General features: G+C 41.2%; 26 protein-coding genes and 3 pseudogenes. All 29 read left to right on the forward strand.

Annotated elements, in window-relative coordinates; translation table 11 throughout:
* The first annotated feature begins 439 nt into the window (after window positions 1-439).
* The 29 genes and pseudogenes from L1D23_RS21540 (at window position 440) to L1D23_RS21685 (ending at window position 21,742) form a co-directional block, all read left to right on the forward strand.
* The gene (locus L1D23_RS21540; protein WP_239871599.1) at window positions 440-1,138 is read left to right on the forward strand and encodes a hypothetical protein; all 699 of its coding nucleotides are present in this window, start codon (window positions 440-442) and stop codon (window positions 1,136-1,138) included.
* A 432-nt stretch (window positions 1,139-1,570) separates the two neighbouring features.
* Window positions 1,571-1,765: a hypothetical protein gene (locus L1D23_RS21545; RefSeq protein ID WP_239871601.1), complete on the forward strand. Its 195-nt coding sequence runs from the start codon at window positions 1,571-1,573 to the stop codon at window positions 1,763-1,765.
* Window positions 1,719-2,303, forward strand: a complete 585-nt coding sequence (locus tag L1D23_RS21550) for an HNH endonuclease (RefSeq protein WP_239871604.1) — start codon at window positions 1,719-1,721, stop codon at window positions 2,301-2,303. The genes L1D23_RS21545 and L1D23_RS21550 overlap by 47 nt, the downstream gene beginning before the upstream one ends.
* Window positions 2,304-2,616: 313 nt before the next feature.
* Window positions 2,617-3,033 (forward strand): GNAT family N-acetyltransferase, encoded by a 417-nt coding sequence (locus L1D23_RS21560; RefSeq protein WP_239871610.1) that lies wholly within the window; start codon window positions 2,617-2,619, stop codon window positions 3,031-3,033.
* Between the two features lie 166 nt (window positions 3,034-3,199).
* Entirely contained in the window at window positions 3,200-3,850 is a 651-nt protein-coding gene (locus L1D23_RS21565; RefSeq protein WP_239871613.1) for a hypothetical protein, read from the forward strand.
* Window positions 3,851-4,210: 360 nt separating this feature from the next.
* Window positions 4,211-4,528: a CPCC family cysteine-rich protein gene (locus L1D23_RS21570; protein ID WP_239871616.1), complete on the forward strand. Its 318-nt coding sequence runs from the start codon at window positions 4,211-4,213 to the stop codon at window positions 4,526-4,528.
* A gap of 406 nt (window positions 4,529-4,934) precedes the next feature.
* Window positions 4,935-5,534: a glutathione S-transferase N-terminal domain-containing protein gene (locus tag L1D23_RS21575; protein WP_239871619.1), complete on the forward strand. Its 600-nt coding sequence runs from the start codon at window positions 4,935-4,937 to the stop codon at window positions 5,532-5,534.
* A gap of 1,239 nt (window positions 5,535-6,773) precedes the next feature.
* Window positions 6,774-7,283 carry a CbrC family protein gene (locus tag L1D23_RS21580; protein ID WP_239871622.1) on the forward strand — a complete coding sequence of 170 codons (510 nt, stop codon included), beginning with the start codon at window positions 6,774-6,776 and terminating at the stop codon, window positions 7,281-7,283.
* A 150-nt stretch (window positions 7,284-7,433) separates the two neighbouring features.
* Window positions 7,434-8,195 (forward strand): PhzF family phenazine biosynthesis protein, encoded by a 762-nt coding sequence (locus L1D23_RS21585; protein ID WP_239871699.1) that lies wholly within the window; start codon window positions 7,434-7,436, stop codon window positions 8,193-8,195.
* Window positions 8,196-8,421: 226 nt separating this feature from the next.
* Window positions 8,422-9,000, forward strand: a complete 579-nt coding sequence (locus tag L1D23_RS21595; protein ID WP_239871625.1) for a hypothetical protein — start codon at window positions 8,422-8,424, stop codon at window positions 8,998-9,000.
* 1,020 nt (window positions 9,001-10,020) lie between these two features.
* Window positions 10,021-10,218, forward strand: coding sequence for a hypothetical protein (locus L1D23_RS21605; protein WP_239871628.1), 198 nt, complete (start codon window positions 10,021-10,023; stop codon window positions 10,216-10,218).
* Between the two features lie 277 nt (window positions 10,219-10,495).
* Window positions 10,496-10,630 carry a hypothetical protein gene (locus tag L1D23_RS22285; protein ID WP_275667400.1) on the forward strand — a complete coding sequence of 45 codons (135 nt, stop codon included), beginning with the start codon at window positions 10,496-10,498 and terminating at the stop codon, window positions 10,628-10,630.
* Window positions 10,631-10,647: 17 nt separating this feature from the next.
* Window positions 10,648-10,986 (forward strand): hypothetical protein, encoded by a 339-nt coding sequence (locus L1D23_RS21610; RefSeq protein WP_239871631.1) that lies wholly within the window; start codon window positions 10,648-10,650, stop codon window positions 10,984-10,986.
* A gap of 1,226 nt (window positions 10,987-12,212) precedes the next feature.
* On the forward strand, window positions 12,213-12,353 hold the full coding sequence (locus tag L1D23_RS22325) for a hypothetical protein (protein ID WP_345779116.1): 141 nt from the start codon (window positions 12,213-12,215) through the stop codon (window positions 12,351-12,353).
* A 6-nt stretch (window positions 12,354-12,359) separates the two neighbouring features.
* A complete protein-coding gene (locus tag L1D23_RS21620) occupies window positions 12,360-12,860 on the forward strand; it encodes a hypothetical protein (protein ID WP_239871634.1) in 501 nt (166 codons plus the stop codon).
* A gap of 408 nt (window positions 12,861-13,268) precedes the next feature.
* Complete coding sequence (locus L1D23_RS21625; protein WP_239871637.1) at window positions 13,269-13,811, forward strand: nuclear transport factor 2 family protein; 543 nt, start codon at window positions 13,269-13,271, stop codon at window positions 13,809-13,811.
* A 146-nt stretch (window positions 13,812-13,957) separates the two neighbouring features.
* Window positions 13,958-14,431, forward strand: coding sequence for a GrpB family protein (locus tag L1D23_RS21630; RefSeq protein WP_239871639.1), 474 nt, complete (start codon window positions 13,958-13,960; stop codon window positions 14,429-14,431).
* Between the two features lie 184 nt (window positions 14,432-14,615).
* Window positions 14,616-15,383, forward strand: coding sequence for an alpha/beta hydrolase (locus L1D23_RS21635; protein WP_239871642.1), 768 nt, complete (start codon window positions 14,616-14,618; stop codon window positions 15,381-15,383).
* Between the two features lie 141 nt (window positions 15,384-15,524).
* The gene (locus L1D23_RS21640) at window positions 15,525-15,983 is read left to right on the forward strand and encodes a hypothetical protein (RefSeq protein ID WP_045384470.1); all 459 of its coding nucleotides are present in this window, start codon (window positions 15,525-15,527) and stop codon (window positions 15,981-15,983) included.
* A gap of 184 nt (window positions 15,984-16,167) precedes the next feature.
* Window positions 16,168-16,518, forward strand: a pseudogene (locus L1D23_RS21645) (cupin domain-containing protein).
* Window positions 16,519-16,992: 474 nt separating this feature from the next.
* Window positions 16,993-17,691 (forward strand): hypothetical protein, encoded by a 699-nt coding sequence (locus L1D23_RS21650; RefSeq protein WP_239871645.1) that lies wholly within the window; start codon window positions 16,993-16,995, stop codon window positions 17,689-17,691.
* Window positions 17,692-18,315: 624 nt separating this feature from the next.
* Complete coding sequence (locus L1D23_RS21655; RefSeq protein ID WP_239871647.1) at window positions 18,316-18,486, forward strand: hypothetical protein; 171 nt, start codon at window positions 18,316-18,318, stop codon at window positions 18,484-18,486.
* Window positions 18,477-18,929, forward strand: a pseudogene (locus L1D23_RS21660) (GNAT family N-acetyltransferase); the annotation flags it as partial. The gene L1D23_RS21655 and the pseudogene L1D23_RS21660, both read left to right, overlap by 10 nt.
* A gap of 18 nt (window positions 18,930-18,947) precedes the next feature.
* Window positions 18,948-19,172, forward strand: a pseudogene (locus tag L1D23_RS22330) (GNAT family N-acetyltransferase); the annotation flags it as partial.
* Window positions 19,173-19,350: 178 nt separating this feature from the next.
* Complete coding sequence (locus tag L1D23_RS21665) at window positions 19,351-19,611, forward strand: YrhK family protein (protein ID WP_239871653.1); 261 nt, start codon at window positions 19,351-19,353, stop codon at window positions 19,609-19,611.
* 133 nt (window positions 19,612-19,744) lie between these two features.
* Window positions 19,745-20,137, forward strand: a complete 393-nt coding sequence (locus L1D23_RS21670) for a hypothetical protein (RefSeq protein ID WP_239871656.1) — start codon at window positions 19,745-19,747, stop codon at window positions 20,135-20,137.
* Between the two features lie 137 nt (window positions 20,138-20,274).
* On the forward strand, window positions 20,275-20,616 hold the full coding sequence (locus L1D23_RS21675; RefSeq protein ID WP_239871659.1) for a CbrC family protein: 342 nt from the start codon (window positions 20,275-20,277) through the stop codon (window positions 20,614-20,616).
* 373 nt (window positions 20,617-20,989) lie between these two features.
* The gene (locus tag L1D23_RS21680) at window positions 20,990-21,277 is read left to right on the forward strand and encodes a hypothetical protein (protein WP_239871663.1); all 288 of its coding nucleotides are present in this window, start codon (window positions 20,990-20,992) and stop codon (window positions 21,275-21,277) included.
* 300 nt (window positions 21,278-21,577) lie between these two features.
* The gene (locus L1D23_RS21685) at window positions 21,578-21,742 is read left to right on the forward strand and encodes a hypothetical protein (RefSeq protein ID WP_239871666.1); all 165 of its coding nucleotides are present in this window, start codon (window positions 21,578-21,580) and stop codon (window positions 21,740-21,742) included.
* The last annotated feature ends 1,216 nt before the right edge of the window (window positions 21,743-22,958 follow it).

Raw genomic sequence — 22,958 nt, forward strand, 5'->3', positions numbered from 1 at the left:
TTTCGATTAGGATAAAAATCTTTATCTCTGGTGAAAAGCCGCTTTGAGCTTTTCGTGAAGGCTAATCTGCCGTTTGCGTCTGGCTGCCAAGTGACTTGGGGTCAGCGGCAATTAGCTGGTACTTGGCTTTATCGAGGCGGCTCTTCTTTGTTTTAGTTGGCTGTATCGTTGTTGTTAGGTTTCTTCTTTGGGCTCCAATTGGTTGCTGCATATTGGTTTGTTTGGGTTCGTGGTTGCAAAGCGCTCAAGCGTTACATTGATTGTAGTGGTTATCTTAAGTTTCCATAACCAAGCGTTTAATCGGACAACCAACGCTTGGCAGTTTTGGCTCACGGTTTGGCTTTTGTGTTTATGGCACAATGGCTTAGGTTTATGGTAGCGTTGTTTGCCCATTAACGCGGCGTTAAGTGTATATTTTGTTCGTAGGGAAAATTTAAATATGAATATATTGGTGACACCACCAGAAATGCATTTTGATAAAGGGCTTGGTATATCAGCGTGGCGCTTTAGGGATGCTGCCAAAGTGTTGCTCGATTCTGATAATAGTAAAGATCTCCTGTCACCAATCGGCTACTTGCAACGTCACGCCTTAGAGTTGTATTTAAAATCATTAATTTACATACTCCACAAAAAGTACAAAATCCCATTTGGGGGGGATTTTAGCTTGGATAGCCCAGCTATCTTCGCCAATGGCAAATGGCGACCTATGTCGAATACTCATAACTTGGATGACTTATATAGTTATTTTAAGTCAATCTATGATTCTAACTTTGAGAATCTGCCAAAAACAACCGACTGGACCTTATCAGATACCCTTGGTAAACAAATAAAGTTAATTAGTGGTTATGATCCTAAGAGTACGTACTTTCGATATCCTAAAGTAGCTAGTGCTAGCCAAGACCAGAAAAAATCCACAATTCAGCCGATGGATATTGAATCAGCCTTAAAAGATGCAAAGTCGGGTGTAGGTAAACCAATTAAATGTGCAGTTATGTTAGACGCAAATGATAATGTAGTTCAGACCTATAATCTTGCTCCTGAGGTTCTTGAAGATGTTCGAATTGCTCTATCTGAAGCAATGGAATACATAAATAACTTGCATTGTGCGTTTCTTGGCGAGTTGACCAAGTGGTCGTAAATACACTTAACAAAGCATTTAAGAGTGATTCGCAACGCTTGGCAGTTTCGCTTCGCTCAAGTATAGCCAAGCGCCGCTCACACCTTAATGCGGCGTTAGGTTGCTTTAAGTTTTTACGGTTTTTATTATTCTTCGAATCTTTCTTTGTCGCTAGTTTCAGTGTTTATGTGGCTCGAACTTTTTCAGGTGGAAAGTTTCATTCAACTGGCAAGTTTTGACGTTAGTGATTGAGTGTTTTCTGTTTTTAAGTGCTCTTGTCCAAGTTTACTCATTGAAAGTACGCTCTCTCAATTTGGTTAGCTTTTTGGCTTCAGCGAGCCACCGCAAAAACAGTGACGTGGTTATTATCCAGCTTTGGTGGTTGTTGCGGTGCATTGAGCTTTGTAGTTTCATGGCTTAGTCCTATAGCTCAAGCCAGCAAAGGTGTTTGTAGTGAGCATACCTAACCATCCGCTCAAGACGGACAACCAACGCTTGGCGGTTTTGTGTCTGATTATGTTTCGTGTTTACGGTGGTTTGTTTGAGTTTTATGGTATTGTTGGTAGCCGCTTAGCAAGGGCGTTAGCCAAAAGGAGGCATAATGACAGCGCCAGCAATAACAATGAAACAGCTTTTAGTTGGTACTGAAAAGTATAAAGCCAATATTCGTCCCTGGACGCAAACCCTAAATCGAGTTGATTGGTTCTTACTAATCTCCGGAGAGCTATATCCATTAAAATATACATTTGCACTGGCTGCTAATTGTCCACCGGCAACATACACAACAAACCAGATGAAAGCTGTTCTCAAAAAGCTTCCGGTGGAGTTTATTAGTATCAAAGAACAGAAAGAAGCCAGAAACTCGTTTTATGATCAGGTGAAATCTTCTTTATCTGACACAGCTAAGCGTCAAAAAAGGCTAAATGTAGCAGAGAAAATGCCTACCATGAGACTGACGTATCAAGCAGAGTTTGTTAGAAACCCTGATGTTGTAGCGGAGGTTCTTGAACGAGCAAAAGGTAACTGTGAGTGTTGTGGTGAGCGAGCTCCTTTTATACGCTCCAAAGATGGAACGCCTTACTTAGAGGTTCATCATAAGGTATTTCTTTCCAAAGGGGGTGAAGACTCTGTGGAAAATGCAGAAGCTCTATGTCCAAATTGTCATCGTAAAAAGCATTTTGGCTAACAAACTGTTTAAGAGTGATTCGCAACGCTTGGCATTTTTGCTATGCGTTGTATTTAGTGTTTAAGGTGGTATGTGGCGGCATTGGTATTGCGTTGCTCACACCTTAATGGCTTTGGTATTTCATGGGTTAGTCCTATAGCTCAAGCTAGCTAAAGTGTTCGTAATGAGCATACCTAACCATTCGCTCAAGACGGACAACCAACGCTTTGCGATTTTGTGTCTGGTTGGGTGTGGTGTTTAGGGTGGTTTGCTGTAGTTTTGTGGTATCGTTGGTCGCCGCTTAGCAAGGGCGTTAGCCATACAAGGAATGATTATGAAAATTGAGCTAGATTCGAACCCGAAAATTAGCGATATTGAGGAAATTCGCTCACATCTTAGGAAATTCAATGATGAGCATCTCGAAGGTATAGTTGAGCAACCAGTTGCGATCTATGTTTACAACGATGAACAAGAAAAAATAGCAGGTATTACCGCAGAAATTTGGGGCAATTGGCTCCATGTCAAGCTGTTGTGGGTCGCAGAATCGTTGCGTGGAAGCAGCATGGGAATGCGTCTACTCAAGCAACTTGAAGAGCATGCCATGTCACAAGGTTGCCTATATGCTCAGGTCGAGACATTTAGTTTTCAAGCTCGTCCATTTTATGAAAAGAATGGCTATTTTTGCCAAATGACGTTAGAAAACTACCCAGTATCTACAGCCGTACATTACTTGGTCAAAAATTTGCGGTGAAAGTATGGCTAACAAAGTGTTCAAAGGGACAGTCAACGCTTGGCAGCTTTTGCTCTCAGTCTAGCATTGGTGTTTATGTCACAATGGCTTAGGTTTGCGGTAGCGTTGTCTGCCCATTAACGCGGCGTTAGCTACTTAGAGTGACAATTTAAATGGATGTGCAAAATTGGAAAGAGTTATAGGGATTCTAAAAGGAATTACGATTGTTAAGTTTTGGGCTATTACAACCCTTATTTCTATCGTGATGACCTGCCTAGCGTATAAAATCACTGGAATCATTATAGTTGAGGGCTATCAAGAGAAGTATCAAGCTTTGGATGAAAGCATCAAAAGTCTTGTCTCTATCGAAAGCTTTTGGATAGATATGATGATTTCAGGTTGCATCCCGATGTTCTTACTATTTAGTATTCAGTTCTGCTTGCTCAAGGTTGAATCTGCGGGAAACTTCAAAAATACTTTATATACTCTTTTGCCTTTTGTTCGTTACCTAAACTGGTTAGCAAACAAGCCATTATACGTAATTCTTGCAACTGCATCTGCGTTGCTTGGAGCAGTGTTGTACTTATGTGTGCAAGGGGGAAGCCGCTACTATATTGGTCTTTTAATTCCTCTACCGATATTTGCGCTGACTTTCATGTTGCGTCACGCAGCCAGTCAGATTGCGGCAGGGAAAGGTTTTACAAGCTTTACATATAAATACTGCGTTCAAATCAGTACATTTTGTGCGTTCCTATCATTCTGCGGCTGGGTGTATGTCAACATACTAACTCCCGTATCGGAGCTTACAATTTTGTGGGATATTTTGGAGCGTAGCTAACAAGTGCTTAAAGTCGGACTGCCAACCTATGGCATTTTTGGTTCGGTATGGCTTATGTGATTACGGTGGTTTGTTTAGGTGTTAAGCATTGGCAGCCGCTTAAGCAGGCGTTATATTTCTGGGGGCTACATGAGTAAAATTCGAGAGCAAGCTAAGGATACTTTGTATGCATGCCCTTGTTGTGGGTACGCGACTATTGGAAAGCCTGCTGAGTATGAAATATGTGAAATCTGTTTTTGGGAAGATGATGGGCAGNCCTATGGCATTTTTGGTTCGGTATGGCTTATGTGATTACGGTGGGTTGTTTAGGTGTTAAGCATTGGCAGCCGCTTAAGCAGGCGTTATATTTCTGGGGGCTACATGAGTAAAATTCGAGAGCAAGCTAAGGATACTTTGTATGCATGCCCTTGTTGTGGGTACGCGACTATTGGAAAGCCTGCTGAGTATGAAATATGTGAAATCTGTTTTTGGGAAGATGATGGGCAGGATGATCCAGATTCTGAAAAATTTCTAGGTGGGCCTAACGGTGTTTCATTGAGTGAAGCAAGATTTAACTTCTTGGTGTTTGGAGCAGCTGAACAAAAGGATTTGCGACATTGTCGATCTCCTAGTAAAACCGATACAAATTTACGAAACTACTATTTAGAATATCGAGTGGTCTCAAGGAACAAAGTATAACCAAGCATTTAAGAGTGATTCCCAACGCTTGGCATTTTTCATTCCGTCGTTGGGCTTAGTGTTTACGGTGGTGTGGTTAAATTTCTGTCTCTTATACACATCTGACGCTGCCCNACGGTGTTTCATTGAGTGAAGCAAGATTTAACTTCTTGGTGTTTGGAGCAGCTGAACAAAAGGATTTGCGACATTGTCGATCTCCTAGTAAAACCGATACAAATTTACGAAACTACTATTTAGAATATCGAGTGGTCTCAAGGAACAAAGTATAACCAAGCATTTAAGAGTGATTCCCAACGCTTGGCATTTTTCATTCCGTCGTTGGGCTTAGTGTTTACGGTGGTGTGGTTAAATTTTGTGGTAACGTTGCTCACACCTTAATGCGGCGTTATGCTTTTCGGGAGGATATATGGAAGTTTTGTTGTACAGCGCACAAGGCTCGAACAGCTCTGAAAGGGTCGAGTGGGTACTCAACTTCAAAAGAATACCTTACAAAAGAGTTGAAGTAAGCTCCGACGAACTAACGACAACATATCTAGATATAAACCCCTTTGGTTATGTTCCATCACTTTCAGTCGACGGTTCGGTGTTTTCTGAATCAATGGCAATTATAGAGTATCTGGAAGAGCGATTTCCCAATCCAACCTTACTTGGCAAAAGCCTTCACGAAAAAACTCACATCCGTAGAGTTTGTGAGTATGTAAACTCCAGCATTCACTCACCTCAAAACAGAACCGTACTAAGGTTCATGCGTCCAGAGTTAAATGAAACGTCAAAACGTGAGCTTCGAGGGGGTTGGATTATGCAGTGCCTAGAAAAGCTAAGTGCTTCTATCTGTCACGAATCAGGGTTTGCAGTGGGCAATGGCTTTAGCCTAGCCGATATATTTGTCGCTTCAATCTATAAGAAAGCGTTGCAACATGGTTGTGTCGAACACGAGTTTTACAATCAGCACCTGCTGTACATAAGGGCAAATGAGAGTGTCGTGGTTTCAGAACCACAAGCATAACAAAGCGTTTAAGAGGGATTCTCAACGCTTGGCAGTTTTGGTTCAAAGTTTACTTTTGTGTTTATGGCACAATAGATTAAGTTGGGTGGCATTGCGTTGTTCACCCCTTAACGCGGCGTTAGGTTGCTTTAAGTTTGCACTGTTTTTTAGTTTGGCAGTCAGCCACTTCAATAATCTTGTTTGTCGCGAATCTCAGCGGCCATGTGGCTCAAACGTTTTCAGGTGAAAGTTTCTTCAACTGGTAAGCTTTGACGTGAGTGGCTGAGTGTTTTCTGTTTTTAAGTGCTCTTGTCCAAGTCTATTCATTGGAAGTTTGTCATCTCAATTTGGTTAGCTTTTTTGCTTCAGTGAGCCACCGCAAAAATAGTGATGTGGTTGTTATTCAACTTCGGTGGTTGTTGCGGTGCATTTAGCTTTGGTGTTTCATGGTTTAGTCCTATAGCTTAAGCGAGAAAAAGCGTTTGTAATGAGCATACCTAACCATCCGCTCAAGACGGACAACCAACGCTTAGCGGTTTTGTATCTGGTTTTGCTCAGTGTTTACGGTGGTTGGTTTGAGTTTTGTGGTATTGTTGGTTGCCGCTTAGCAAGGGCGTTANGAGAAAAAGCGTTTGTAATGAGCATACCTAACCATCCGCTCAAGACGGACAACCAACGCTTAGCGGTTTTGTATCTGGTTTTGCTCAGTGTTTACGGTGGTTGGTTTGAGTTTTGTGGTATTGTTGGTTGCCGCTTAGCAAGGGCGTTAGGTTGCTTTAGATTTGGTCGTTTTTTAGTTGGGCACTCAGCCACTTCGAATCTTTCTTTGTCGCTAGTTTTAGTGGTCATGTGGCTCAAACTCTGTCGGGTAAAAGTTTTATTCAATTGGCAAGCTTTGACGTGAGTGGCTGAGGCTTTTCCGTTTTAAGTGCTTTTGGCCAAGTTTGTTCGTTGAAAGTTCGCTATCTCTATCCGGTTAGTTTTTTTGCTTCAGTGAACCACCGCAAAAAAGTGATGATTGCTATTCAGTTTCGGTGGTTATTGCGGTGCAATTGGCTTTGGTGTTTCATGGGTTAGTCCTATGGCTCAAGCTAGCTAAAGTGTTCGTAATAAGCATACCTAACCATCCGCTCAAGACGGACAACCAACGCTTGGCGATTTTGTGTCTGGCTGTGTTCAGTGTTTACGGTGGTTTGTTTGAGTTTTGTGGTATCGTTGGTAGCCGCTTAGCAAGGGCGTTATGTGCCAGAAGGAGTACAAATGAAATTTGAGTTTTTCTCTGATACGGAAAACTTTGCATTCAAGGTTGATGAACCAACACAGTGCTCAGTTTGTTTTAAAGTAGGCATATGGTTCGACGCTGGAATGTACCCAGGGCAAAATGGCATCGATTGTATATGTGATTCTTGTTTGTCTTCTGGCGCTTTGATAGAACTAGATATTGAACCTAACGATTGCGCTGAGAGTGATACAGAAGACTCAAAGACGGTCACCTATAAAACTCCATCCTTACCATGTTGGCAAGAGCATGAGTGGCCATTTATTAGTGGCCAGTATCCAGTTTTTGAGCGAATAGCTTCAAAAGAGGACTTCACAGATAAACAAGAATTCATTGAAGCTTATATTCCGGAAGATACCGATGCAGACTTTTATTGGTTATGGGCAACGTTACCGAATGAAAGGCTTAAGAATTACAAAGAGGCTGGTAATGTCTCAGTATATTTGTTTAGTCTTGGTAAACGGAAATATTGGTTTTTCGATTGTAACTAGCACATAACAAAGCGTTTAAGACAGATTCCCAACGCTTGGTATTTTTCATTCCATCGTTGGTTTTTGTGTTTACGGTGGTATGGTCAGATTTCGTGTTGGCGTTGCTCACTACTTAACGCGGCGTTAAATTGCAATCGAGGGTGGTGAAATATCAAATTAGAAACATATGATGTGTTTGGTGGTGAGTCGGCTTCTGGTAACCCTTGTGGTGTATTAGAGCTTGATAGTTGGCTTTCTGATGAAGAGTTACAGAAAATAACTTGTGAAGCAGGACTTCCTGTTACCTCTTTTGTCATCCCAATTAATGGACAGTTTCACATTCGTTGGTTTGCGCTGGATGGGGAAATTAACCTGTGTGGGCATGGTAGCTTAGGGGCTGGTGCTGCAATCATCTCTAAGTACAAACTCGATAGTGTACTTTTCATTAGCAAATACGGAGACCTCTCAATTGCCAAAAAGAATGGTGCGTATACTCTTGAGATGCCTAGCTGGAAAAGTGAACCATGTGCTGTTCCGCCAGAAATAGCGGATTTGGCAGCTGATGCTATTGACGTATTTTCAACTCGAGACTTAGTTATAGTCTTGCCCTCAATAGAATCTGTAAGAGATTTTAAGCCTGATGATATGCGCTTTAAACAGCTTGGTAATTACCATGCTTTAATCGTGACTGCAGCAAATGGCGAAAATGGGTACGTATTAAGATATTTTGCGCCCAAAATTGGTATATCTGAAGATCTAGCGACAGGCTCTGCTCAATGTTCTTTAGCTCCATACTGGTTTGACAGGCTTGACTCAGATTCACTTCAGGTACACCAACTTTCGTCGTCAGGTGGCTATTTTAACGTAAGGCGTATTTCAGGTGGCTCAATCGTGTTATCAGCAAATGCAAAGCTACGGAAAATAGCAATTTAACAAACTGTTCAAGAGGGATTCGCAACGCGTGGCATTTTTACTATGCGTTAGTTTTAGTGGTTAAGGTGGTATGCGGCAGCTCTGGTATTACGTTGCTCACCCCTTAACAGGGCGTTATAACTCTTGGTGCTTCAAATCAGCCAATCTATTTCTTCTAAAAACACTGGTTGTTTATACAGTTATGTGTAATTATATGCAGTGTGTAGCAATTCAATTAGGAGCAATAATGACTAGATTTGAAAAAGCAGAGAAAATAGTTACTCTGTCTATCGCTGTTATAAGTCTTTTGTTGACTTTAAATCTCTATATCAAGAATTGGCAAGATTCTCAGCCAACTTTTTATTCATCGTACTCGATTTCTCCGGAAGCAAAAGATCCTCAACAAGGCAAGACCAATAGAGTGAGAATGGATGTGTTTGTTTCGAATACAGGAAAGGAAGAGATAGAGATTCCCCCAGTAATCTCCATTACTGTATTTGATACTGTTACTAGGGAAGAACGCAGTATAAGAGCAAGTTTATTGAGTGAAAAAGGTGAAGAATTACCGCACATAATTCCAACCACTTTGAAACAAGGCAGTAACAGGGTGTATCGAACAACATATGAAGACATCCAGTTCTTTTTTGGGCCGCATATATCAACCATCGTTCAGATGTGGTCCGGAGATGACCTTTACATTGCGCCGACGGAGCCTCCTAAAAATCCAGAGGGCATTAAAGTAATCCTTGATAGTGAAATATTTCATACGAACTTAGGGGATATAAAGTCTTCTCCCGCTAAGTTTTATAAGGTAGGTAAGTTATAACAAAGCATTTAAGAGTGATTCCCAACGCATGGCATTTTTCATTCCATCGTTGGGTTTAGTGTTTACGTTGGTCTGGTTTAGTTAAGAGGTAGCGTTGCTCACACCTTAATGCGGCGTTAGGTTGCTTTAGATTTGGTCGTTTTTTAGTTGGGCACTCAGCCACTTCGAATCTTTCTTTGTCGCTAGTTTTAGTGGTCATGTGGCTCAAACTCTGTCGGGTAAAAGTTTTATTCAATTGGCAAGCTTTGATGTCAGTGGCTGNGCTAGTTTTAGTGGTCATGTGGCTCAAACTCTGTCGGGTAAAAGTTTTATTCAATTGGCAAGCTTTGATGTCAGTGGCTGAGTGTTTTCCGTTTTAAGTGCTCTTGGTCAAGTTTGTTCGTTGAAAGTTCGTTATCTCAATTTGGTTAGTTTTTTTGCTTCAGCGAACCACCGCAAAAATAGTGACGTGGTTGTTATTCAGCTTCGGTGGTTATTGCGGTGCAGTTGGCTTTGGTGTTTCCTGGGTTAGTCCTATGGCTCAAGCTAGCTAAAGTATTCGTAACAAGCATACCTAACAATCAGCTCAAGACGGACAACCAACGCTTGGCGATTTTGTGTCTGGTTATGTTTAGTGTTTACGGTGGTTTGCTGTAGTTTTGTGGTATCGTTGGTAGCCGCTTAGCAAGGGCGTTAGGTCGCTTGAAGTTTGTACGGTTTTTATTATTGTACTCAGCCACTTCGAATCTTTCTTTGTCGCTAGTTTCAGTGTTTATGTGGCTCGAACTTTTTCAGGTGGAAGGTTTCATTCAACTGGCAAGTTTTGACGTTAGTGATTGAGTGTTTTCTGTTTTTAAGTGCTCTTGCCCAAGTTTACTCATTGAAAGTACGCTCTCTCAATTTGGTTAGCTTTTTGGATTTAGCGAGCCACCGCAAAAACAGTGACGTGGTTATTATCCAGCTTTGGTGGTTATTGCGGTGCATTGAGCTTTGTAGTTTCATGGCTTAGTCCTATAGCTCAAGCCAGCAAAGGTGTTTGTAGTGAGCATACCTAACAATCCGCTCAAGACGGACAACCAACGCTTGGCGGTTTTGTCTTTGGTGGTTTTTAGTGTTTACGGTGGTTTGTCTGAGTTTTGTGGTATCGTTGGTTGCCGCTTAGCAAGGGCGTTAGGTTGCTTTAAGATTATACGGTTTTTAGTTTGGTGCTCAGCCACTTCGAATCTTTCTTTGTCGTGAGTTTCAGTGGCCATGTGGCTCGAACTTTTTCAGGTGAAGGTTTCATTCACTGGCAAGCTTTGATGTTAGTGGCTGAGTGCTTTCTGTTTTTAAGTGCGTTTGGTCAAGTTTGTTCGTTGCAAGTTCGTAATCTCTATTTGGTTAGCTTTCTTGCTTCAGCGAACCACCGCAAAAAACAGTGACGTGGTTATTATCCAGCTTTGGTGGTTGTTGCGGTGCAGTTGGCTTTGGTGTTTCATGGGTTAGTCCTATAGCACCAGCGAGCAAAGCGTTCGTAATGAGCATACCTAACCATCCGCTCAAGAAGGACAACCAACGCTTGGCGGTTTTGTGTCTGGTTATGTTTAGTGTTTACGGTGGTTGGTTTAAGTTTTGTGGTATCGTTGGTCGCCGCTTAGCAAGGGCGTTATAACCAAAAGGATTTCGAAGTTGAATCAGCATAAATACATAAAACTTTTAGAGTTCGCAGTTAAGCAAAAATCAAGTTATTGCATGCAAGACGGTTTGAAAGCGGCGAATATGACAGAAAATGAGTTTCTTAATATCCGAGATAGCTTATTTATAAATGCTCAGATGAGCGCTCCACCTCCAACAATGAGTCAGGTTTATGACTGGAGGCTTCGTCCAGAAGCCGTGTTTGGTTATCTAGGATTCAAGCAGTATGAACATGCGCAAAAATCATCAAAAACTGCTATGTATGTAGCATCAGCGTCACTCATTATTGCAGTATTGACTTTGGCTGTTACAACTTTGGGGATTTGGTTATAACAAAGCGTTTAAGACGGATTCCCAACGCTTGGCATTTTAGGTTTGATTCAGCTTTAGTGTTTACGGCACAATGGTTTAGGTAGGGTGGTCTGCGTTGCTCACCACTTAACGCGGCGTTAGGTTGCTTGGGCTTGTACGTTTTTTTAGTTTGGCGTTTAGCCACTTTGAATCCTTTTGTTGTCACTAGTGTCAGTGGTCATGTGGCTCGAACTTTTTTAGGTGAAAGCTTTCTTCAATTAGCTAACTCTGGCTTGGATGACTGAGTGTTTTCTGTTTTCAGCGCTCCTGCCCAAGTTTATTCATTGGAAGCTCGTTATCTCAATGTGGTTAGATTTTTTGTTTCAGTGAACCACCGCAAAAATAGTGACGTGGTTACTATTCCCGTTTCGGTGGTTATTGCGGTGCAGTTGGCTTTGGTGTTTCATGGCTTAGTCTTATAGCACCAACGAGCAAAGGCACTCGAAATAAGCATACCTAACCATCCGCTCAAGACGGACAACCAACGCTTGGCGGTTTTGTGTCTGATTGTGTTCAGTGTTTACGGTGGTTTGCTGGAGTTTTGTGGTATYGTTGGTAGCCGCTTAGCAAGGGCGTTAGGTTGCTTTAAGCTTGTGTGGTTTGTGGTATTGCAATCAGCCACTTCAATTGTCTTATTCGTCACAAATTTGAGCGGCTACGTGGCTCGAACTTTTTCAGGTGAAGGTTTCATTCAACTGCCNCGCTTAGCAAGGGCGTTAGGTTGCTTTAAGCTTGTGTGGTTTGTGGTATTGCAATCAGCCACTTCAATTGTCTTATTCGTCACAAATTTGAGCGGCTACGTGGCTCGAACTTTTTCAGGTGAAGGTTTCATTCAACTGCCAAGTTTTGATGTCAGTGGCTGAGTGTTTTCTGTTTTAAGTGCTCTTGCCCGAGTTTATTCATTGGCAGCTCGTTATCTCGATGTGGTTAGCTTTTTTGCTTCAGTAAACCACCGCAAAAAATAGTGATGTGGTTRCTATTCAGYTTCGGTGGTKRTTGCGGTGCAGYTRGCYTTGGTGTTTCATGGGTGAGTCCTATAGCTTAAGCGAGCAAAAGCGTTTGTAATGGGCATACCTAACAATCCGCTCAAGACGGACAACCAACGCTTGGCGGTTTTGTGTCTGGTTATGTTTAGTGTTTACGGTGGTTTGTCTGAGCTTTGNTTTCATGGGTGAGTCCTATAGCTTAAGCGAGCAAAAGCGTTTGTAATGGGCATACCTAACAATCCGCTCAAGACGGACAACCAACGCTTGGCGGTTTTGTGTCTGGTTATGTTTAGTGTTTACGGTGGTTTGTCTGAGCTTTGTGGTATCGTTGGTTGCCGCTTAGCAAGGGCGTTAAATTCTTGAGGGTTTATGAGAGCATTTCGAAATGTATCAAAAGGGTTGCAGGGTAGCCTGAAATCACTTTATTCCGCTCTAGACAATAAAACGAACGAGAGCATTGAGGATTGGCAATGTGTTGCAATCACAGTGTTCGACCATTGGTTAACACGAGAAGAGTTTGAGCAATATTTTACTAATCGTTCGTTAGACCAACAAGCTGATATCGACCTACGTTGGCATTTGTTTTATCGTTTTCTAGCGAAGGACGTTTCGTGTTATCAGTACAAATATAGATCTGTTAGTCGGTTGATATTTAAGGAGCCAAGAAACAGCTCTTTGTTTGTCCGCCGTTTATCTAGGTTTTCAGTTACAGATGTTGATGCTTTGCAGCTCGTAATTCCAGAATATCGGGCTGTTTTCGTACAAGGTTATGACGATACATGTTCTCTTTACTTTGAGTGTCGAGAGTCTGTAAAGCCTCTACTCTATGAAATTAGAAAGTTGGGCATGTATACGTTAGAACGAATTTAACAAGCAATTTAAGAGGGATTCCCCACGCTTGGCATTTTTGGTTTGGGTCAAGTCCGGTGTTTACGGCGCTCAAATTGAGTGCTGTGGTAGCGTGGCTCCACCCCTTAATTGGGCGTTAGGTTGCTTTAAGTTTTTACGGTTTTTATTATTGTACTCAGCCACTTTGAATCTTTCTTTGTCGCTAGTATCTGCGGCTATGTGGCTCGAACTTTTTCAGGTGAAGGTTTCATTTAATTGGCAAGTTTTGGCGTCAGCGGCTGAGTGTTTTCCGTTTTCAGTGCTCTTGGCTGAGCTTGTTCATTGAAAGTTCGTAATCTCAATTTGGTTAGCTTTTTTGCTTCAGTGAACCACCGCAAAAATATATTTCATGGGTGAGTCCTATAGCTTAAGCGAGCAAAAGCGTTTGTAATGGGCATACCTAACAATCCGCTCAAGACGGACAACCAACGCTTGGCGGTTTTGTGTCTGGTTATGTTTAGTGTTTACGGTGGTTTGTCTGAGCTTTGTGGTATTGTTGGTTGCCGCTTAGCAAGGGCGTTATGCAAATTACAAATAAGGATAATTAGCATGTCAGAAAGTGAAAAAATTGAATTGGTTGATGCCTATATAAGTCGTTACAACGCGTTTGATGTGATTGGGATGTTAGAGCTTCTTAGTGATAATATCGTTTTCGAAAACGAATCAAATGGTGAGATAACGGCGCGTACAGTAGGTAAGGTAGATTTTGAAAATTTAGCTTCCCAGTCAGCAAAAATGTTTAGTGCTCGCCAGCAAGTTGTAACGGATATACAGCTAAGTGATAGTACAGCAACAGTCAGTATCGATTATACGGGTACTTTGGCAATCGATCTCCCCAATGGTCTCAAGGAAGGCCAGGAATTAGCTATGAAAGGTAAGACATACTTTAAGTTTCAAAATGGTAAAATACATCACATTAAAGACGTGAGCTAAATTTGCATAACAAAGCGTTCAATGGGACAGTCAACGCTTGGCATCTTTATCTCACATTTTTGTTTTTGTGTTGATGTCACAATGGTTTAAGTTTGTGGTAGCGTTGTCTGCCCATTAACGCGGCGTTATGCCTTTTGGGAGAAAATATGCAGTTTTACAAAGCAGATGAGTATCAGGAATCTTGTGAAGAGCTTTATCGTAAGTATACACTTCAGATAGCCGCTTTACTTCCGCGCGCAACAATTGAGCATATTGGTGCTTCTTCTATTCCTAATGCTGTATCTAAGGGAGACCTAGACATACTTGTTGGTGTTAACGTTAACGAGCTAGAAAAAGCAGTGAAGTTACTTTCTACTTTAGGTTTTAACGAAAAATCCAATACGTTAAGAACACAAGAGCTTTGCATGCTGGAGAATAGCTCAGGTGAAGATGTAGCTTTCCAAGTCGTAGTGAATGGCTCAGAATTTGACGTCTTTGTGGTTTTTAGGGACAAGCTTCGTGAAAGCCCTGAGTTAGTTCAACAATACAATGAACTCAAGATGTCTTGTACAGGCTGGGCTCACGAAGAGTATCGTCGAAAAAAGTCAGCTTTTATTGAGCGCGTTTTAGGACAGGCATAACAATCAGCTCAAGACGGACAACCAACGCTTGGCGGTTTTGTGTCTAGTTGAGTACTGTGTTTACGGTGGTTTGTTGTAGTTTTACGGTATGGTTGGTAGCCGCTTAGCAAGGGCGTTAGCTGTTTTCTGAAGTCTAACGGTTTATTGTGCTCGTAAACGGATACACAGAATATATGGGGCGTTCATGGAAGGTGTTGTAGTCGAAAAAAGTATGATGGGTGAGATTGTATATCTACACTATTGTAAAAAAGAGTCGGTAAATAATCCTTTAGTCATCATCTGTCATGGGTGGAACAATGATAAATATGAAGGTTCTAATCTAGCTTTAAATTTAGCTCTTCAGGGTTACTCTGTTATCTGCTTTGATGCAGATAAACACGGCGAAAGAGATGATGATAATGCTCAAAATGTTAGTAGTCATTCGAGCTTTATTAAGAGAATGACGGGGGTTATCAAGCAGAATTCAGATGACATAAATACACTCATTGATCACTATCAGGAAGATATTCGGATTGATCGTTCGAGGATCGCGGTTGTGGGTATCTCTATGGGCGCAATGTCCACATTTTATTCTTTGACTCAAAATCAAATGATTAAAGTTGCAGTACCAATTCTCGGCTCTCCTGATTTTGTCGGTTTGGAGAAGTTCGCCTTACAAGCAGATTCGGTGAATAAGATTCTTAGTGATGATGAGAAGTTAGCTATTAGGCATATGGCAGAGATTGATCCATGCTTGTACCTTATAGAAAATGAAAGTCGCCCTATGTTGATTATAAATGGCGAGAAAGACGATTGGGTTCCTGCCCATTTTGCGAAGGACTTTTATGAAAAAGTGAAGAGTAAATACGATAAAAATAATACTGAAATTGAGTTCAATTTAGCTGATGAATCGCATTATTTCTCCAACGACATGAGAGATCATACGATAAAATGGTTAAATAATAATTTGTAGGCTAAAAAGTATATCTGTAGCAATAAACAGCTAACAAAGCATTTAAGAGTGATTCGCAACGCTTGGCAGTTTCGCTTCGCTCAAGTATAGCCAAGCGTCGCTCACACCTTAATGCGGCGTTATGTGTAATAAAGAGGTTTTATGAAAAAGTTTTTTAAAGTTTTTGCGATACTAGTTGCTCTAACTGTTGTTTTAATTGGGGGGCTACTGTTTTGGGCTGCCTCTCAAACAAGTGAGGTCACTGCTGAAGCGACTCCATTTATTGAAGAAAGCGTGCCTTTAATTTCAACATGGGAAATATCGCAGTTTGAACATCTATTTAGTATTGAAGGGCGTTCAGCGTTAAATAGTGATGAAGGTCAAAAAGTAATAGAGTATCTATCTAAAATAGGTGGTTTAAAATCCTTCGACTCCCCAACCTTTGTCAAATCTAAATCTTCTGTTGCTACTAGTGGTGAAAGTAAAGAAATAGCGATATTTACAGTTGAAGCAAAATTTGAAAATGGTGCGGGTTTGTTTACGTTCGTTCTTTCTAAAGTAGACTCAGAATACAAAATTGACCGCATAAATCTGAATTCGAATGCATTTTTGGATTTATAGTCAAAATTACACATAACAAGGCGTTTAAGGCAGATTCCCAACGCTTGGCATTTTGCATTCTAAATTGGGTTAAGTGTTTCAGGTGCAATAGTTTAGGTTGGGTAGATGGCGTTGCTCACTACTTAACGCGGCGTTATGGCGCTTTAAGGATCTGCGGAAAATAATCAGAAAGGAATTCGGAAAAATGATATGTAATTTTTACACTTGTGACAAAGAAGTCGACGAAAATAGCCATGATGGAGAAGGTTCAATTGATATCTATCGTGCATTTAGGCGTAAAGATTTCGATGGTGCTTGGGATTTCGCTATCCGTGTAGTTATGCCACCAGGAAGTTCTATGGGTGAGCATACTCACGGAGACGATGAAGAAATGTATATCATTTTGAAAGGTGAAGGCACTATGACCATCGAAGGTGAGGAAAGATAAGTGACTTCAGGAGATATGATAGTTAATAAACGTTTTGGCACTCATGGCCTGGTTAATACATCGGCTAATGAAATTGAGTTACTTATCATTCAAGCAAGTCTAAAATAAATCACCATAACAAAGCGTTCAAGAGGGACTCTCAACGCTCGGCGGTTTTGGTTCAAAGTTTGGTTTATGTGTTTACGGCACAACGGCTTAAGTTGGGTGGAATGCGTTGTCGCCCCTTAACGCGGCGTTAGGTTGCTTTAAGCCTGTACGGTTTATAGTTTTGCAGTCAGCCACTTCAATAACCTTGTTTGTCGCGAATCTCAGTGGTCATGTGGCTCGAACTTTTTCAGGTTAAGGTTTCATTCAACTGGCAAGCTTTGATGTTAGCGATTGAGTACTGCCTGTTTTTTAAGTGCTCTTGTCCAAGTCTATTCATTGGAAGTTCGTTATCTCAATCTGGTTGGTTTTTTGCTTCAGCGAACCACCGCAAAAATAGTGACGTGGTTGTTTTCAGCTTCAGTAGTGATTGCGGTGCAGTTGGCTTTGGTGTTTCATGGTTTAGTCCTATAGCTTAAGCGAGCAAAAGCGTTTGTAATGAGCATACCTAACCATCCGCTCAAGACGGACAACCAACGCTTGGCGGTTTCGTGTCTAGTTGAGATTGGTGTTTACGGTGGTTTGTTTGAGTTTTATGGTATTGTTGGTAGCCGCTTAGCAAGGGCGTTATACAAATTACAAATCATCACGCTTCAAGGAGGAAGTATGACAGAAACCACTATTATATCTTTAGCCATTCTCGGGGGAGTTTTCCTTCTAATGGCGATTACGTTAATCAAACATGGAACGGCGCATGCAATTAAGTTGTGGTCAGTAATGGGCTCTCTAACTGGAGTTGCCTTTGGTGCAATGACTACTTATTATTTTACAAAACAAGCTACTCAGGGCCAAATAGATGCTCTGCAAGCTCAAGTTGTTAGTAAAGATGATGAGTTAAACTATGTTGTAGAAAAAGCGAAAAACATAAGTAGCCTTCTAGTCGAAGCTCGTTTTCTAAAGCCCATCCCTTCAAGGCTAGAGTCAAAAGGCTATTTCCCACTCTATTCTGTTGGTGATGAGTTGTTAAAGGCTGAACTAGATAACCCGATAAGCAGTAATTGGTTAACAGGTAAACCGTCTTGGAAAGAACAGTTAAATACAGATGCTACTTATATGTCTGCCAACTACATAAGTGCTATTGAAAAAATCCAATCTGAACTCAACAGTATCGAAATGATTACTGATGACAAAAAGTAATTTGTATAACAAAGCATTTAAGAGTGATTCCCAACGCTTGGCATTTTCGATGTCATCGTTGGGTTTTGTGTTTACGGTGGTATGGTTTAGGTCAGGTGTGGTGGCGTTGCTCACACCTTAATGCGGCGTTAGGTTGCTTTGGGTTTGAACGGTTTATAGTTTGGCGTTCAGCCACTTCAATAATCTCGTTTATCGCGAATTTCAGCAGCTATGTGGCTCTAACTTTTTCAGGTGAAAGATTCATTTAATCGGCAAACTTGGCGTTAGTGGCTGAGTGTTTTCCGTTTTAAGTGCTCTTATCCAAGTCTATTCATTGGAAGTTTGTCATCTCAATTTNGTTTATCGCGAATTTCAGCAGCTATGTGGCTCTAACTTTTTCAGGTGAAAGATTCATTTAATCGGCAAACTTGGCGTTAGTGGCTGAGTGTTTTCCGTTTTAAGTGCTCTTATCCAAGTCTATTCATTGGAAGTTTGTCATCTCAATTTGGTTAGCTTTTTTGCTTCAGTGAACCACCGCAAAAATAGTGATGTGGTTGTCATTCAGCTTGGGTGGTTGTTGCGGTGCAGTTGGCTTTGGTGTTTCATGGTTTAGTCCTATAGCTTAAGCGAGAAAAAGCGTTTGTAATGAGCATACCTAACCATCCGCTCAAGACGGACAACCAACGCTTAGCGGTTTTGTATCTGGTTGTGCTCAGTGTTTACGGTGGTTTGTTTGAGTTTTGTGGTATGGTTGGTTGCCGCTTAGCAAGGGCGTTATGCGTAATCGATGGAGTACGGAGTATTAGATGGAAGTAGTAGAAGCGGAAAAATCGGATTTAGATTCATTCTTTGCGTATCTTGAAAATCAGCTGTCTGAAAATGGTAATGGCGAAGTTCCTCTTTTCCAGCCCATGTCCAGAGAGCAAAGTGAAATTCCAGAAGCAACAAAAGATAAGTTTATCCAAGGCTTTTCCCATCAGTTTGGCGATTTAGGTTGGAGAAAGCTCTGGGTTGTAAAAGACACCTCTGGAAGTATCAAAGGTCATATTGATCTTCGCCACCACAGTGATGAAAGCCGTTCTCATCGAGTTCTACTTGGTATGGGCGTAGATGTTTCTTGCCGGAAGCAAGGTCTTGGTCAAAGACTCATTGATGCTGTTATAAATTTCTGTCAAGAAAAAGCTGAAATTGACTGGCTGGATCTTTGCGTATTATCAGAGAATTTTCCAGCAAAGAATCTCTACCTAAAAGCAGGGTTCNATGTTTCTTGCCGGAAGCAAGGTCTTGGTCAAAGACTCATTGATGCTGTTATAAATTTCTGTCAAGAAAAAGCTGAAATTGACTGGCTGGATCTTTGCGTATTATCAGAGAATTTTCCAGCAAAGAATCTCTACCTAAAAGCAGGGTTCRATGTTGTTGGAGAGTTCAAAGATCAATATAGAATCGACGGTTTTTCAGTCTCGGAAACAGCAATGACAAAGTGCGTCAAAAATTACGCATAACAAAGCGTTCAAAGGGACAGTCAACGCTTGGCAGTTTTGGCTCTAGTGTTTATGTAAAAATAGTTTAAGTATGTGGTGGCGTTGTCTGCCCATTAACGCGGCGTTAGGTTGCCAATGGATATTTGCTTGCGACCTGATGTTTATTTTATTCAGTCATGTATCGTTTTATGAGGTGAAAATGAGTCAAACAATGAAATTAGATCTAGACATTGGTAATCGACATATTGTCATCCAACGTCGTTATGAGGCCTTGGGAGCAATCAATGATTTGCTAATAGCGATTTGGTTTTTAGTTGGTAGTTTTTTCTTTTTGAATGAGTCTCTTGTTGAAAGTGGTACTTGGTTGTTTGTTGTAGGTAGTGCCCAGCTAATCATTAAACCACTAATAAAGCTTACAAGTTTAGTTCATGTTGGAAGGGTATCGAAGTCGTCAACCTAACCATCAGCTCAAGACGGACAACCAACGCTTGGCGGTTTTGTGTCTAGTTGGGTATCGTGTTTACGGTGGTTTATCTGAGTTTTGTGTATTGTTGGTCGCCGCTTAGCAAGGGCGTTAGCTGGCAGGAGGTTATATGGAAATTAATGCCGACTTTGAGAAGATGAGCTTTCATGATGTATCTATCAATGATGTTTCCAGAACTGACTCCAAGATCACCATTGTTCTCAGTGGTATTTTTATCAGCAAAGAGCACCCAAGTTCCAATGGAAAAGATCTAATTGTTCAAAATGGGGTGATGACTCTATACAACGTGTCCAATGAAAAAAGCCTCACTTGGCTGAATGATGTGGCAGCCGTCAGTCACAAAACCCCAGAGTACCCGATTGACGAAATCATGAATGCGAAGTTTGATGGGAGTACATTCCACTTTGATGGCTTTAAGGAAACGATGCCTTGGCATGAGTGGTTTATTCAGGCGACAAGTTTCAACTTGGTAGCTTTCGATGTTGTGGAAACAACCAGCTAACAAGCAATTTAAGAGGGATTCACAACGCTTGGCACTTTTGCTTCTACTTCAAATTTAGTGTTTATGGCACAATGTTTAGGTTAGGTGGCGGCGTTGTTCACCCCTTAATTGGGCGTTATGTGCCAGAAGGAGTACAAATGAAATTTGAGTTTTTCTCCGATACGGAGAACTTTGCATTCAAGGTTGACGAGCCAACACAGTGCTCAGTTTGTTTTAAAGTAGGCATTTGGTTCGACGCTGGAATGTACCCAGGGCAAACTGACATCGAGTGTATTTGTGATTCTTGTTTGTCTTCTGGCGCTTTGATAGAACTAGATATTGAACCTTACGATTGCGCTGAGAGTGATACAGAAGACTCAAAGACTATTACCTATAAAACTCCATCCTTACCTTGTTGGCAAGACCATGAGTGGCCATTAATTAGTGGCCAGTATCCAGTTTTTGAGCGAATAGCTTCAAAAGAGGACTTTCACAGATAAACAAGAATTCATTGAAGCTCATATTCCAGAAGATATCGATGTAGACTTTGATTGGTTATGGGCAACGTTGCCGAATGAAAGGCTTAAGAATTACACAGAGGCAGGTAATGTATCAGTATATTTGTTTAGTCTTGGTAAACGGAAATATTGGTTATTCGATTGTAACTAGCACATAACAAAGCATTTAAGAGTGATTCGCAACGCTTGGCAGTTTCGCTTCGCTCAAGTATAGCCAAGCGTCGCTCACACCTTAATGCGGCGTTATGTGATATGCCTAAATCGCGATATTGCTCGTATAAGTTTCCAATCAAATTGTATCTTAGTTTCATATGGTTAGGTTAGATAAGACCGACACCGAAGTGAAACGAACAAGATGACAGAATCTCAAAATAAATGGTTTAAAAACTGGGCAAATAAACGACAAAAAGGTGCTGCTTACTACATAATCACTCAAACTTTAATCATTAGCGGGGGGCTCTTTCTCGGGAAATTTGCTGGTTTTGCTCTTTTTACTAACCAGAACCGATGGGGAGAGTTTCTCACTGAGTTGCCTACGACGGTGATGTTGTTATTAGCAATTGGCATTCCGTTTAATGTTATCTCTTGGTTTCTAGGAGAGTGGCGGTATAGAAAACTATCAGGTAAGCAAAATATCACATAACAAAGCGTTTAAGACAGATTCGCAACGCTCGGCATTTTCGGTTTGCTTTGAATTTAGTGCTTACGGCACAATAGTTTAAGTTTGGTGGTCTGCGTTGCTCACTACTTAACGCGGCGTTAGGTTGCTTTAAGTTTGTTCGTTGTAAGTTCGCTATCTCCATCCGGTTAGTTTTTTTGCTTCAGTGAACCACCGCAAAAATAGTGATTTAGTTGTTATTTGGCTTGGGGGGTTATTGCGGTGCAGCTAGCTTTGGTGTTTGATAGTTTAGTCCTATAGCTCAAGCTAGCAAAGGTGTTCGTAATGAGCATACCTAACAATCTACTTAAGACGGACAACCAACGCTTGACGGTTTTGTGTCTGGTTATGTTTAGTGTTTACGGTGGTTTGTTGGAGTTTTGTGGTATTGTTGGTAGCCGCTTAGCAAGGGCGTTAGGTTGCTTTGGATTTGTACGGTTTTTAGTTTAGCGCTCAGCCACTTCAATAATCTTGTTTGTCTCTAATCTCGGCGGTCATGTGGCTCGAACTTGTTCAGGTGAAAGTTTCTTCAACTGTCCAGCTTTGACGTTATTGGCTGAGGGTTTTCCGTTTTCAGTGCTCTTGGCCGGGTTTATTCATTGGAAGTTCGTAATCTCAATTTGGTTATCTTTTTTGTTTCAGTGAACCACCGCAAAAAACAGTGACGTGGTTATTATCCAGCTTTGGTGGTTGTTGCGGTGCAGTTAGCTTTGTTGCTTCATGGTTTAGCCCTATAGCTCAAGCTAGCAAAGGTGTTCGTAATGAGCATACCTAACAATCTACTTAAGACGGACAACCAACGCTTGGTGATTTTGTGTCTGGTTTAGTACTGTGTTTAAGGTGGTTTGCTGGAGCTTTGTGGTATGGTTGGTTGCCGCTTAGCAAGGGCGTTATGTGTTTTCATTGATATACAACTCAAATGTACAAAATAGCGCAAGCTTGCAGAACGTTATACCAATATGTGTTAGCCTTTATTTTCATTAAGTTAGTTGAATAGGTGTAATGAAATTATGTGGCGTAGTGGGACTTCAAAAACAACTCAGATTGGTTACATAAATAAAAACAACCAAAAAAATCATGGTACACGTGGAATTAAAGGCACAGATCACAATGCTACATCCTATAAAGTAGAGTGTTTGAATAGTGGTTGTGGTCAGGTCTATGGTGCTAATGGTACGGATATTTTTCATAGAAAATGTCCAACTTGTCAAAATGGCAGACCGGGTATTGAGTACTAGTCACCACAACACATAACAAAGCATTTAAGAGTGATTCTCAACGCTTGGCATTTTTCATTCCATCGTTGAGTTCAGTGTTTACGGTGGTATGGTTGGGTTTCGTGGTCGCGTTGTTCACACCTTAATGCGGCGTTAGGTTGCTTCAAGCTTGTGTGTTTGTATTTTTGAATCAGCCACTTCGAATCTTTCTTTGTCGCTAGTTTCAGTGGTCATGTGGCTCGAACTTTTTCAGGTGAAGGTTTCATTCAACTGGCAAGTTTTGACGTTAGTGATTGAGTGTTTTCTGTTTTTAAGTGCTCTTGGCTATGTTTGTTCGCTGAAAGTTCGTTATCTCAATTTGGTTAGCTTTTTTGCTTCAGCGAACCACCGCAAAAATAGTGATTTAGTTGTTATTCGGTTTGGGTGGTTATTGCGGTGCAGCTAGCTTT

Source organism: Vibrio sp. Isolate24 (genome assembly GCF_022398215.1).
Taxonomy (GTDB): domain Bacteria; phylum Pseudomonadota; class Gammaproteobacteria; order Enterobacterales; family Vibrionaceae; genus Vibrio; species Vibrio coralliilyticus_A.